The sequence below is a fragment of the Streptomyces sp. NBC_00988 genome (assembly GCF_045162645.1).
GTDB lineage: Bacteria > Actinomycetota > Actinomycetes > Streptomycetales > Streptomycetaceae > Streptomyces.
In genome coordinates this window covers 7,642,929-7,656,160 of the sequence record NZ_CP108730.1, presented here as the reverse complement: position 1 = coordinate 7,656,160, position 13,232 = coordinate 7,642,929, and the positions used below count along the sequence as shown (strand labels likewise).

Here is a 13,232-nt window from a genome sequence, read left to right as displayed (position 1 = left end):
GCGGTGTCACCCCTGATAGGGCGGCATCGACCCCCAACTCCAGCGCGGCACCGGCTGCTTGGCGGGCGGTTGCGCGTCCGGGCCGGAGAAGTACACCGCCAGCCGTGTCCCCCACTCCACGTACGCGAGGAACGCCGACCGGAACTCCGCGTCCGTCGGCAGGCCCGCGTCGTCCGCCGCGTCCTGGATGAGGTCGACCCACCGGCGGCGCTGGCGCTCGCTGATGTTCTTGCCGAAGTGTTTGGCGACCATGTGGCCGTGGTCGCCCTGGGTCTCGGAGTAGGTCGCCGGGCCGCCGAAGACCTCGCCGAGCCAGAGGGCGACGTGCGCGGCGTGCTCGGGGGCCAGACCGGCGAAGAGGGGGGCGAGGAGGTCGTCCTTGAGCACCTTGTCGTAGAAGACCTCGGTCAGCCGGGAGAAGGCCTCGGCGCCGCCCGCCCAGTCGTACAGGATGGGGACGGCAGAGCCGTCGCCGCGCACCGGTGTCGGCTCGTAGTGGCGCATCTCCTCGATGTTCTCGACGTACGGGCCGATCTCGGCGAGGAACGGCGGGAACAGCTCCGACCTGCGGAAGCCCTCCAGGTGTGCCTCGATCGACGTCCAGGTGATGCGCAGGACGAAGTGCTCGGCGTCCTCCTCGCAACGGGCCAGTTCGTACGCCACGCACTGCGGGGCGGCGGCCAGCTGTCGTGCGGCACGGGTGTAGGCGGCCAGGAACTCCACCGACCGCTGCTCGGGGATGCGGTACCGGATGTACTCGACGGTCTCAGCTGTCATGGGGCCACGGAAACACGAACGGCCCGCCGGAAGCTGCACTTCCGGCGGGCCGTTCGCTGTCGGCCTACTCAGGCACTAGCGGCTCACTTGCCGTAGTACGCGTTGTAGATCGAGATCGTCGACTTGTTGCCCTTCTTGTCGGCGATCTTCGCGTGGAACGAAATGGCCTTGCCCTTGGCCGGGTTGGTGACGGTGATCTTGCCGTTGACGACGTTGACCTTCTTCCAGGTCTGGCCGTAGTCGTACGACACCCACACGCCCAGGGACTTGAGGTTGCGGCCGGCCGCCGCGCCCTCGACGGTGACCGGGAAGGTCATCTTCTTGCCGGCCGCAACGCGGCTGTCGAGGCCAGTCACCGCGTTGAAGCGGGCCGTGGAGACGGGGAGTTGGACCTCGTCGGTACCGGTCGGCTTCTTCGAGGAGAACGTCCAGCTCGCGTCGATCCGGGTGGAGGCGGCGGCGACCTTGACGCTGCGGATCACCGAAGTGGTCAGCTTGTACGAGGCGTTGGCGGCCGGGACCTTGAACACCTCCTGGCCGAGCAGCGGGTCCTTGTTGGAGCCCACCTTCGTACCGTTGCGGTACAGGGTCGTGTTGACCGAGGTGAACAGCGACGAGCCCGCGTGCTGCGCGGAGTCGGCGAACAGCGGCACGATCCCGGAGATCTCGTTGCCGTAGCGGTACACGCCGTAGACGTCGTCGAGGTGCGGGCCGAAGACCGCCGTGTTGAAGGTCCGGGTGTACGTCCGGCCGGCCTTGAAGGTCTCCAGGTCGTTCGAGACGTAGTACGCCTCGGAGACCGGGAAGCCGTCCGGGCCGAGCGCGCCGTCCTGCTCGAAGTCCAGCTCCCACTGCACCCCGTTGATGGTGGAGACGTGCAGCGTGCGGGTGCCGGGCAGCGGCTGCGCGGTGCTGGTGGCGGAGGCGCCGCCGCCACCGTCGGGCAGGTAGCCGAAGGCGTAGAACAGGCCGGTCTTGCCGCTCGCCGCGGCGCCCAGGCGGCCCTTCACCGTGGCGAGTTCACTCGCCTTGTAGTGCTTGGTGAAGCCGGTGGCGAGCTGCTTGACCTTGCCGCCGGTCGTGGTGTCGTACTGCTCGTCGGTGCCCTTGAGGAAGTGCGCGTCCCACTGCTCGGAGAGCGAGCCGTCGGTGATCTGCGGACCGAGGTGCGCGGAGCGGAAGTTGGCGTACGTCTCCAGGAGCCAGCCGAAGGAGGCGCCGCTGTCCGCCGTCATGAGCGAGTAACTCGGTGACGCGAAGGCCGCCTTGGCGCCCGCGTCCGGCACCGTGACGTCGACCGGCTTGGCGGTGCGGGCGTCGATGGTGAGCGAGGTGTTCTTGGCGATGTTCAGCTTGGGCTGGGCGATCCAGTCGGCGCCCTTGGTGAAGTCCTCCGGGTCCACGAAGATCCCGGTGTCGAGGACGTAACCGCCCTTGGGGACACGGACCTTGACGGTGCCCGACTCGTCGTAGGGGGTGAAGTAGCCGCCGGCGCCGAGGCCGGACAGGCCCGCCACGGTGGCCGTGTAGTACTTCGCGGGAGTGCCGTCACGGTTGATGAACTTCAACGTGAGGTCGTACGACTGGACTTCGCGCACCACGGCCGCGGCCGTACGGACGCTCTGCCCGCCGCCCGTCGCCGTCACGTACGCGGAGTAGGCGCCGTCGAGCGTGCCGCCCAGCTTGGTGTTGGCGGTCAGGCCGACCGAGGCCGTGCCGCCGGCCGGTACGGTCACCGACGTCTTGGCGAGCTTGAAGAAGCCCGAAGGAGCCGTCTGCCCCTTGGGGTTGGTGGCGGCCACCGTGAGCTTGAGGGTGACGGCCGCGGTGCCGAGGTTGCGGTAGGTGACCTGCTTGGTGACCGGGGTGTCGTCGGTGTGCGGCCACTGCTGGATGCCGAAGCTCTCCGACACCGGGTCGGCGATGACGTTCTGCTTGATGGCCTTGTCGACGGCGATACGGCCCGAACCCTGCTCGAACGGCGTGTAGTTGCCGCCCTTCGCGGACCCGGTGAGCGCGCCCTTCAACTCGGCGTAGCCCCAGCTCGGGTGCTCCTGCTTGAGGATCGCGGCGGCACCGGCGACATGCGGGGTCGCCATCGACGTACCCGAAATGGTCAGGTAGCCGGGCGGGTTCTCGCCGACCTCCTGGTCGATGACGCTGCCCGGGGCCGCGGCGGCGGTGATGTCGACGCCCGGCGCGGTGACGTCCGGCTTGATGGCGCCGTCGCCGACGCGCGGGCCGGTGGAGGAGAAGTCGGCGAGCTTGTCGTTGCCGTCGACCGCGCCGACCGTGATGGCCGCGTCCGCGCTGCCGGGCGAACCGATCGACTGGGGGCCCTCGTTGCCCGCGGCGATCGCGAAGAGGATCCCCTTCTCGGCGGAGAGCTTGTTGACCTCCGCCTCCAACGGGTCGATCTCCGGGGTGTCTTGGCCACCCAGACTCAAGTTGACGATGTCGGCGCCCTGTTGGGCCGCCCACTCCATGCCGGCGAGGATGCCGGAGTCGTCACCGGAGCCGGTGTCGTCGAGGACCTTGCCGTTGAGGATCTTCGCGCCGGGCGCGACGCCCTTGTACTTGCCGTGCGACATGGCGCCGGTGCCCGCCGCGATCGACGCGACGTGCGTGCCGTGCCCGAAGTGGTCGTTGGCGTCGGCGGCGGTGGAGAAGTTCTTGGACTCGATCACCTGGGTCTTCAGGTCCGGGTGGTCGGCGTCGACTCCGGTGTCCAGTACGGCGATCTTGACGCCCTTGCCGTCGTAGCCGGCCGCCCACGCCTTCGGGGCACCGATCTGCGGCACGGACTTGTCGAGGCTGGCCTTGCGGACACCGTCGAGCCAGACGTGCGCGATGCCGGCGGCCGACTTGTCGCCGTTGGTGACGGCCTTCCACAGCTCGGGTGTGTCCTGCCGCGGGGTCTGGACGGCGTCGGCGTTCAGGGTCTTCAGGGACTGGCGCAGCCTGCCCGCGTCCCGGACGTCGGCCTTGGTGGCGGTGGCGGCGCCCTGGTAGCCGACGATGACCTTCAGGCCGGCCTTCTGAGAGGCGCGCTCCGCCGACTTGTTGAGCTCGGTGACGTCGAAGAGCCGCTGGTCGAGCTTGCCGGACGCGATCAACTGGGCCGCGTCGACGGGTATGACGAGCGTGTGCCCGTCGAGCTTGCGGACCGATACGGCTATGTGTTCACGGCCCTTCGCCGGTTCCAGACCGGCGACCCGGCCCTTCGCGTCGACGATGACGCGGTCGCCGGTGATCAGGGTGATGCGGTGGTCGCCCTTGAGCCGGGCCTGTGCGGCACCGGTCCGTGCGGCTCCGAGTTGCGCGGCACCTGCCGCACGCTGTTCGGGCTTCGCCGACGCCGGGCTGGTCATTCCGGCGGCGAGGGCTACGGCGGCGGACGCGGCGACGGTGGCCGCGCACGCTCTCTTCACGTGTCTGCGCAAGGCTCCCCCTGGAGCTGAGGTACCGGGCGAATTCCCCGTTCACCCGACCGGGGGAAAGCCCGCACACCCGTGCGTGACACCCCCCGGAATACGCAGTATGCCGAGGGGTGATCACCCGCTCAAGGGATGAGAGGAGGGTAAGAAAGCGCATCCGCGAACTGTTACGCGGTCGCCCGGACTCCGTTACGCAGTTGACGGGTGAAGCGCGTGAGAACTCCGGTAGGGCTCCGCCGTATCACTCATCTGAGCGCCGAACTCCCTTGCGTGGAGGCCCAGTTACTTCGACCCGGCGTTCTCCTTCACCGTGATCTTGCCCTTGCGGATGGTGGCGAGGCGCGGGGCCTTCTTCGCGATGGCGGAGTCGTGGGTGACCATGATGAAGGTCAGCCCGTGCTCCTTCCACATGCGCTCCAGTACGTCCATGATCTCGTCGCGCATCGACTCGTCGAGGTTGCCGGTCGGTTCGTCGGCGAGCAGCACCTTGGGCTGCTTGACGAGCGCGCGGGCGATGGCGACACGCTGCTGCTGGCCGCCGGACATCTCGCCGGGGAGGTGGTTGGCCCGCTCGCCCAGGCCGACCGAGACCAGCGCCTCGGCGGCCCGTTCACGCCGGATCTTCGCCTTCAAACCGAGCGGTACGAGGGCGGTCTCGACGTTCTCCTGTGCGGTGAGCGTCGGGATCAGGTTGAAGGACTGGAACACGAAGCCGATGTTCTCGCTGCGCACCTTGGTGAGCTTGGCCTCCGACAGCTTCGCCAAGTCGACGCCGTCCAGGACGATTTCGCCGGCGGTGGGGCGGTCGAGGGCGCCGATCATCTGGAGCAGGGTGGACTTGCCGCCGCCGGTGGGGCCCTGGATGACCAGGCGGTCGCCGTCGCCGATGGTGAGGTCGATGCCGTCGAGGGCGTGGACGGTTTCCTTGCCGCGCGAGTAGAGCTTGGTGACGCCTCTTAGTTCGTACACGGTCCAACTCCTGGAGAAGTAAAGGGGGTTGGGGTCCGCCGGTATGACGGACCCCAGGTTGCGCCGTCGTTCGTCTGCGGCTCCGGTGGGGCTGTCGCGCCGTTCCCCGCGCCCCTTTGGGGCGCACTGCCGGATCGCAGTTCACTTCGCCAGGCCTGCTACTCGACTCTGCGCAGGGCGTCAGCCGGACGGAGTCGCGACGCTCGCCAGCCGCCGAAGGCGCCGGCGATCAGGCCGCCGGCCACGGCGAGGCCGACCGCGAGGGCGATGGTGGTGGCGTTGACGGGCGCGGTGAGCGCGACGTCGAGGGTCTTGGCCGCGGCCTGCCGGCCACCGCCGAAGCCACCGCCACCGCCGCCACCACCGGGACCGCCCGCTCCACCGCCACCGCCGCCGCCCGTGCTGCCGAGGGAGGCCGACAGGGTCGGGCTGATCGCGGTCACGACGTACGCGCCCGCCAGGCCGAGCGCGATGCCGAGGACACCGCCGACCAGACCGTTGACGACGGCCTCGCCGACCACCTGCCGGGTCACCCGGCCGGACTTCCAGCCGAGCGCCTTCAGCGTGCCGAACTCCCGCACCCGGCGGGAGACCGCGGAGGAGGTGAGCAGCCCGGCGACCAGGAACGCGGCGATCAGGACCGCGATCGACAGCCACTTGCCGACGCTGGTGGCGAGGGAGGAGGCGGTGGACAGGGACCCGGAGACGGTGTCGGCGAGATCGGCGGACGTGGTGACCGTCGTACCCGTGACATTGCTCGTGATGGTCTTCTTGACGGTCGAGATCTGCTTGGAGTCGGTCGCCTTGACGTAGATCGTGGTGACCTTGTTCTTGTCACCGCTCAGGGTCTGCGCCTGCGTCAGCGGGACGTACAGGTTGGCCGCCGCGTCGCCGCTGGTGGCGGTGGCGATGCCGATGACCTTGTACTTGACGCTCTTGATGGTGACCGTCGAACCGACCTTGAGCTTCTTCTCCTTGGCGTACGCCGAGTCGGCGACGACGACCTTGGAGTTGGCCTCGGCGGTGGTGAACGTACGGCCGCTGGTGATCTTCGAGGAGGTCAGCGGGCCGAGCGCGGGCTTGGTGACGTCCGTGCCGTAGACCGAGTACGAGTTGATGTTGAAGTTGGCGCCACCACCGGTGACTTCGCCCTGCGGCGCGCCGGTACCGCCGCCGCGGTTGCCGCCGCTTCCGGTGCCGCTCCCCTGGTTCTGCTGGAACTGGCCGCGGGTGAACTGCCCGTCGACCTTGACGACGTTGAGGCTCAGCCCGCCGACCGCGTCGGAGACGCCCTTCTGCCCCGCCACCTTGGTGACGGTGCTGGAGGCCAGCGTGGTGAAGCCCTGGACCATGACGCGGTCACTGCTCTGCGTCTTGCTGTCGCCGTTGTTGTTGGCGTCGAACTGGAACCGCGGCTGCTGCGAACCGCTGGCCGTGGGCGTGGCCGCCTTGGTGACGGTCATGTCCGTGCCGAGTCCGTACAGCGACTGGAGGACCTTGTCCTGTGCCTTCCCCATGCCGGAGGACACGGAGTTGACCACGATGACCAGCGCAATGCCCAGTGCGAGGCCGGAGGCGACGACGAGGGCCGCTTTTCTGCGGCGGCGCAACTCGCGCCTCAGGTAGGTGAAGAACATGGCCCGCAAGCTAGGTACGGCGCGTGATGATGCCATAAGGCCGACATAAGAGAACGATGAGAAGGCTGTCCATGGCCAAAGAATGAGCCCGCGCGGGGCTGTCAATGGGGTTGCGCTATATCCCGTTCTACGACGTTTACGGCGCCGCCCGGTCCCTGTCCAGACCCCGTCCAGGCGCTGCTGAGGCTTTCCGCGTTGCCGTACGCGATGTGCTGGTGTGATGATTTCACCCATGTCTGATCGCGGGGGAAGCGACATGGAGAACGGCGGGGAGGCCGGCGGGGAGGCCGGAGGCATACGACGGTCCCGGCTGCTGGACTACGCGGAGATGGGTGAGGCGGGTCCACCTCCCGCACCTGTCGGCGACTCCGAGCCCCTGACCAGCGACGACGTCGCGGCGCGCGGGCGGCACGAATTCGCGGTGCTGCTGGGCGAGTTCCGCCGTACGGCGGTACTGGTCCCCACGGACGCGGACAACACCCCCCTGGTCGGAGATTTCGGCGGTATCCGGTGGATCTACGCGTTTTCCAACGAATCGGCGTTGGCGAGGTTCGCGATCGCGAGGGGTGAAGGCGGGCGGGAGTGGCCGTATCAACGGCTGCTGGGAGCCCGCCTGTTGGACGCGACGGTGCCGGCTGTGAGCGCCGTGGGTGTGCCGTGCGGAGTGGCCCTGGATGTGGGTACCGAGGGCGAAGGGGCGCTGTTTCCACCGGTGTCGGGGATCGTGCCGGAGGCGGCGGCGCTGGACGCAGACGCGGACGCGGACGCGGAGGGGATACGGGGATGAGCGGGGACGCGGGCGAGAACATCAAGGCGGCCGGGCTCGACGAGATAGCGCAGGGGATCACCCTGGTGCTGGGCGAGTTGAAGGACCTGGGCATCGACAGCCTGGCCGGAGCGGGCCGCGGGTTCTCGGAACTCGGCCTCTCCGGGCTGGAGTTGGGCAACGAGGAGTTGCTGTCGGGGTTCACGTCGTTCTGCGAACGCTGGGAGTGGGGCGTGCGCACGCTGGTGAACGAGGGCAACAACTTCGCGACGGGCGTGGGTCTTTCGGCAGGCACGCTGTACGAGACGGACCAGTACGTCCAGGGCACGATGAAGATCGTGGTGAACGCGGGGATGGGCAACCCGTACGCGTCGGAGGACGACGTCACCAAGCAGAGCTGGGGCGACCTGGTGCGCAACAACGAGTACACGGGCGGCGTCGACTACAGCGCCGAGTCCATGGACAAGGCGCTGGACAACAGCGGACAGGCGTACAAGGACGCGGCGCGGGACGTGATGACCTCGCACACGCTCAGCCCGCTGGGCCCGGGCCTCAACCCGGCCAACCTGGCGAGCGCGGCGGGCCTGAGCGGTGACGAGTACAACGACCTGCTCGACGGCCCGTTGGGCCCGTCACCGGAGGAGCGGGCGAAGGCGGCGGAGGCCGCGCAGGCAGCACAGGAACAGGCTCAGCCGGGCGGGGACGCGGGCTGATGGGCATCGGCGATCTGGTCAACTCCGGCCTGAGCAAGGTCGGCGACGCGGTCGACGCGGGCAAGAAGTTCACGGGCGAGCTGGTCGACAAGGGCACGGACGCCGCCGGCGACGCGCTGGACAAGGTCGGCGCACACGACCTCGCGAACAAGGTCGAGAACGCGGGCGACCGCATCGCCTCGGACCTGGGCGCGACCCCGGCCGAGCGGCAACTCGGCCAGAGCGACCAACCGAAGGACCTGCTCCACGGCGACGCGAAGGCGATCCGCGCGACGGCCAAGCACCTGACCGACTTCTACACGGCCTTCGACAAGGTCGGCGACGGCATGCGCAGGCTCAACTCCTCATCCTGGCAAGGCGAAGCGGCCGAGGCGTTCCGCAAGAAATTCGCCATGCACCCCACGAAGTGGCTCCAGGCGGCGGACGCCTGCGACGCGGCGGGCAAGGCGCTGTCGTCGTACGCGGAGACGGTGGAGTGGGCACAGGGGCAGGCGCGGGACGCGATCGACCTGTACGGGCCGGGCAAGAAGGCGTCTGACGCGTACAAGGCGGACGTAGCGAAGCACAAGGACGACGACAAGCAGCAGGAGCCGACAACGGACCCGGGCGCAGCCGCCGTAGAACGCGCCCACGAGCTCCTCAACGAGGCCCGCCGCCAACGCGACGAGGCCGCCCGCACGGCGGCGAGCGCGGTCCGCAAGGCCCTGGCCCACGCCCCCGCCGAACCGCCCCCACTGGCCCAGCTGAAGGCGGACGCGGTAGACGGCTACCAGGCCGTCAACACGGAGATCCTCCACTTCGACGCCGGCGTGGTGAAGGGCACGGCGGGCATCCTGAACTTCGCCCGCGGCCTCAACCCCATGGACCCGTACAACATCACGCACCCCGCGGCGTACGTCCAGAACGTCAACATGACGCTGGCGGGCCTGGTTTCGACGGCCGCGCACCCCGAGCGGGCCGCGAAGACGATGCTGGACGACTTCATGAAGGACCCGTCGGAGGGGACGGGGCGGCTGCTGCCGAACCTGGTCGGGGACGGGGCGGGGCTGGAGGCAGGGCTGGCGCGACTCGCAGCCAAGGAGGGACTGGAGGGGGCGGCGCAGTCAGGCGTCCGCCGGACGGTGGAGGAGACGGCCGAGAAGGTGGCAAAGCCCGCGGAGAGCGCGGTCTCGGACGGCCCGGCGAAGGTGACCCGCGACCAGAAGGCCGTGGAGAGCCGCGGCTCCGACCCGATCGACTTCGCCACCGGCAAGATGTACCTGCCTCAGACGGACGTCACCCTCCCCGGCTCCCTGCCCCTGATCCTCAAACGACGGGTGGAGTCCGGCTACCGGCTGGGCCGTTGGTTCGGCCCGTCCTGGTCCTCCACCCTCGACCAGCGCCTGGAGATCAGCTCCACAGGTGTCGTCTTCGTCACCGAGGACGGCCTGCTCCTGCCCTACCCGCACCCGGCGCCGGGCCTGCCCACGCTCCCGAGCCACGGCCCGCGCTGGCCCCTGGACCGCGAGGACGGCGGCTACACGGTCACCGACCCCCGGACGCGCAGAGTGTGGCACTTCAGCGACCGCACGGAGAGCCTGGCAGTCCTGGAGCAGATCGACGACCGCAACGGCAACTGGATCACCTTCGAGTACGACAGCGAGGGCACCCCACTCTCCGTCGTCTCCAGCGGCGACCACGAGGTTCGGGTCACGACGGAGGAGGGCCGCATCACGGCCTTCCAACTGGCTTCCACCGGCCATGAGTTGAAGCGCTACGGCTACACGGACGGCAACCTGACCGCCGTCACCGACTCCTCCGGCCTCCCCCTGCGCTTCACCTACGACACGACGGGCCGCGTCACTTCGTGGACGGACACCAACGACCGCGGCTACACCTACGAGTACGACGACCAGGACCGCTGCACGGCCGAGGGCGGCTCGGCGGGCCACATGAGCCTGCGCGTCACCTACGACGACACGGACCCGGAGACGGGCCACAGGGTCACGACCACGATCACCGCCGCGGGCAACGTCCGCCGCTTCCTCGTCAACGACGCGTACCAGGTCGTGGCGGTGATCGACCCACTCGGCGCGATCACCCGGTACCGGCGCGACCGCTACAACCGCCTCCTCTCCGAGACGGACCCGCTCGGCCACACCACGACGTTCCGCTACGACGAGAACGGCAATCTGCTCGCCGCCACCCGGCCCGACGGACGCGAGGCACGAGCCGAGTACAACGAACTCGGCCTGCCGACAAGGCTGGTGAACCCGGACGGCACGACCGTGCGCCAGTCCTACGACGACCGCGGCAACCGCACCTCGGTGACGGACTACCTCGGCCACACCACCCACTTCGCGTACGACGAGGCGGGCCACCTCACTTCGGTGACCAACCCGCTCGGCAAGACCACAGCCGTGCGCTGCGACCGCACCGGCCTCCCGCTGGAGATCACCGACCCGCTCGGCAGGGTCACCCGCTACGAACGTGACAGTTTCGGCCGACCTGTCACACTCACGGACGCGCTGGGCGCGACAACCCGCTGGGAGTGGACGGTCGAGGGCCGCCTGTCCCGTCGCACAGCACCCGACGGCACGACGGAGTCCTGGACGTACGACGGCGAGGGCAACTGCACCACCCACACAGACCCGCTGGGCGGCCACACACGCTTCGAGTACACGCATTTCGACCTGCTCACGGCCCGCACCAGCCCGGACGGAGTGCGCCACGAGTTCGCCCACGACAAGGAACTGAACCTCATCCAGGTCACCAACCCCCAAGGCCTGACCTGGAGTTACGACTACGACGCGGCAGGCCGTCTGATCGCGGAGACGGACTTCGACGACCGCACCCTCACCTACACCCACGACGCGACAGGCCGCCTGACATCCCGCACGAACGCCCTCGGCCAGGTCATCGAGTTCGAACGCAACGAACTGGGCCAGATGACCCGCAAGAACGCGGCAGGCCAAGTCACGACGTACGCCTACGACATGACAGACCAACTCGCCCAGGCGACCGGCCCGGACACCACCCTGACGATCCTGCGCGACCGCCACGGCCGAGTCCGCTCGGAGACGATCGACGGCCGCGAACTGACGTACACGTACGACGAGTTCGGCCGCCGCACGGCTCGTACGACTCCTTCCGGCGCGACCACGACATGGACGTACGACGATTCCGGTCGCCGCATCGGGATGACGGCCTCGGGCCGCTCCATCGACTTCACCTACGACGAGGTGGGCCGCGAACTCAACCGCCAGGTCGGCGAGATGCTCACCCTGGAGCACACCTTCGACGCCCTGGGCCGTCTGACGACCCAATCGGTCGTCGGCGCAACCGGCACTTCACTCCAGCACCGCGCCTACACCTACCGAGCCGACGGCAACCTGACGGCGATCGACGACCAACTCTCGGGCACCCGCCGCTTCGACCTGGACGCGGCGGGCCGGGTGACGGCAGTCCACGCGGCGAACTGGACCGAGACGTACGCGTACGACGAGGCAGGCAACCAGACGCAAGCACACTGGCCGCCGGGCCACCCGGGCCAGGAGGCGACGGGCGACCGCGCCTACACCGGCACCCGCATCACCCGCGCAGGCCACGTCCGCTACGGGCACGACGCTCTCGGCCGCATCACCCTGCGCCAGAAAACCCGCCTCTCCCGCAAGCCGGACACATGGCGCTACGACTGGGACGCCGAAGACCGCCTGACGTCGGTGACGACTCCGGACGGGACGTGCTGGCGCTACACGTACGACCCTCTCGGCCGCCGCACGGCGAAGTCCCGTCTGGCCGCCGACGGTGAAACGGTCGTAGAACGCGTGGTGTTCACCTGGGACGGCACCACCCTGTGCGAACAGACCGCCTCATCCCCGGACCTGCCGAACCCCGTCACCCTCACATGGGACCACCAGGGCCTACGCCCCATCGCCCAAACAGAACGCATCACCGCGGCCGACGCACCACAGGACGAGATCGACTCCCGCTTCTTCGCCATCGTCACCGACCTGGTCGGCACACCGACCGAACTCATCGACGAACAGGGCGACATCGCCTGGCACACCCGCACTACGTTGTGGGGCACCACGGCTTGGACGGCCAACAGCACCGCGTATACGCCGCTCCGCTTCCCGGGCCAGTACTTCGACCCCGAGACGGGGCTGCATTACAATTTCTTCCGGCACTACGACCCGGAGACAGCGCGCTATCTCACTTCGGACCCTCTCGGGCTCACTCCTGCACCAAACCCGTTCACCTATGTGGGAAATCCACATACATGGACGGATCACTTGGGACTCGCGCCGGAATACATCGAGATCTTCCGCACCCCGAAGGGGGCCCATGCGGAATACGAGCTTGAAAACGGGCCGAATCCCGCAAACCACCAACCCGGCGTAGACATCGGTGGAGGAATTCTCTCCAACGGAAAGATCTACTTCGGCGAAGCGGCGGTGGCAGCGGAGTACGCTGGACCGACGGGAGCAAACTTCGCCAAAGGCATGGTGAGATATAAGATGCATCCATCATTCTTGGACGAGTTCGGCGATTATGCAAAGATCCACGACTACAACGGGCTCAACGGAGCGCCGCGCCTGGAATTTGAGATTCCCGTAGACAAACTCGACAGATTCAACGAGCTGACCCAAGGTAAAAGCTGGGTTTCCATTTTCGGAGGGCCGAAGTGACATTGAAAAATCACCAGGAGATCGAAGTAACAGTGGTCGCGGTAGCCCCCGTGGGAGCGAGGGTTGACGTGGACGGCGCAACCGGCTTCATTGACCAAGTGAAGCACCCTTCCTGGTGGGACAAGAGCGTAGCTCCACCCAAAACCGGGGACAAACTCCACGTCGTGGTCCTGGACGCAGACCGCGAGCCTCCACGGTTCAGCGCACTGCAGAGTGATATCGACATCGCGCGGCGATTGCGTGGCGCCGAAAGGTGAAATTTC

At 68.3% G+C, this 13,232-nt stretch carries 7 protein-coding genes; 3 read left to right on the top strand and 4 right to left on the bottom strand.

The window, feature by feature from the left end; translation table 11 throughout:
* Positions 1-6: 6 nt before the first annotated feature.
* The 4 genes from OG496_RS35355 to OG496_RS35340 all read right to left on the bottom strand — a co-directional run bounded on the left by OG496_RS35355 (position 7) and on the right by OG496_RS35340 (position 6,820).
* Positions 7-777: a group II truncated hemoglobin gene (locus OG496_RS35355; protein ID WP_405973786.1), complete on the bottom strand. Its 771-nt coding sequence runs from the start codon at positions 775-777 to the stop codon at positions 7-9.
* Positions 778-860: 83 nt separating this feature from the next.
* Positions 861-4,208 (bottom strand): S8 family peptidase, encoded by a 3,348-nt coding sequence (locus OG496_RS35350; protein WP_405976775.1) that lies wholly within the window; start codon positions 4,206-4,208, stop codon positions 861-863.
* Between the two features lie 288 nt (positions 4,209-4,496).
* Positions 4,497-5,183, bottom strand: coding sequence for an ABC transporter ATP-binding protein (locus tag OG496_RS35345; RefSeq protein WP_366489436.1), 687 nt, complete (start codon positions 5,181-5,183; stop codon positions 4,497-4,499).
* A gap of 158 nt (positions 5,184-5,341) precedes the next feature.
* Positions 5,342-6,820, bottom strand: coding sequence for an ABC transporter permease (locus OG496_RS35340; protein WP_405973785.1), 1,479 nt, complete (start codon positions 6,818-6,820; stop codon positions 5,342-5,344).
* A 232-nt stretch (positions 6,821-7,052) separates the two neighbouring features.
* Here OG496_RS35340 and OG496_RS35335 point away from each other — a divergent pair, with 232 nt between their 5' ends.
* The 3 genes from OG496_RS35335 to OG496_RS35325 are packed head-to-tail and all read left to right on the top strand — an operon-like array spanning position 7,053 to position 12,969.
* On the top strand, positions 7,053-7,607 hold the full coding sequence (locus tag OG496_RS35335) for a hypothetical protein (protein ID WP_405973784.1): 555 nt from the start codon (positions 7,053-7,055) through the stop codon (positions 7,605-7,607).
* Complete coding sequence (locus tag OG496_RS35330; RefSeq protein ID WP_405973783.1) at positions 7,604-8,299, top strand: hypothetical protein; 696 nt, start codon at positions 7,604-7,606, stop codon at positions 8,297-8,299. The genes OG496_RS35335 and OG496_RS35330 overlap by 4 nt, the downstream gene beginning before the upstream one ends.
* Positions 8,299-12,969, top strand: a complete 4,671-nt coding sequence (locus tag OG496_RS35325) for a putative T7SS-secreted protein (RefSeq protein WP_405973782.1) — start codon at positions 8,299-8,301, stop codon at positions 12,967-12,969. Before OG496_RS35330 ends, OG496_RS35325 begins: the two co-directional genes overlap by 1 nt.
* Positions 12,970-13,232: the final 263 nt, after the last annotated feature.

Excerpts from the sequence above, each read along its gene's own strand:
- OG496_RS35330 (WP_405973783.1), top strand. The coding sequence starts at position 7,604 with ATGAGCGGGGACGCGGGCGAGAACATCAAGGCGGCCGGGCTCGACGAG.
- OG496_RS35355 (WP_405973786.1), bottom strand. The coding sequence starts at position 777 with ATGACAGCTGAGACCGTCGAGTACATCCGGTACCGCATCCCCGAGCAG.
- OG496_RS35335 (WP_405973784.1), top strand. The coding sequence starts at position 7,053 with ATGTCTGATCGCGGGGGAAGCGACATGGAGAACGGCGGGGAGGCCGGC.
- OG496_RS35340 (WP_405973785.1), bottom strand. The coding sequence starts at position 6,820 with ATGTTCTTCACCTACCTGAGGCGCGAGTTGCGCCGCCGCAGAAAAGCG.
- OG496_RS35325 (WP_405973782.1), top strand. The coding sequence starts at position 8,299 with ATGGGCATCGGCGATCTGGTCAACTCCGGCCTGAGCAAGGTCGGCGAC.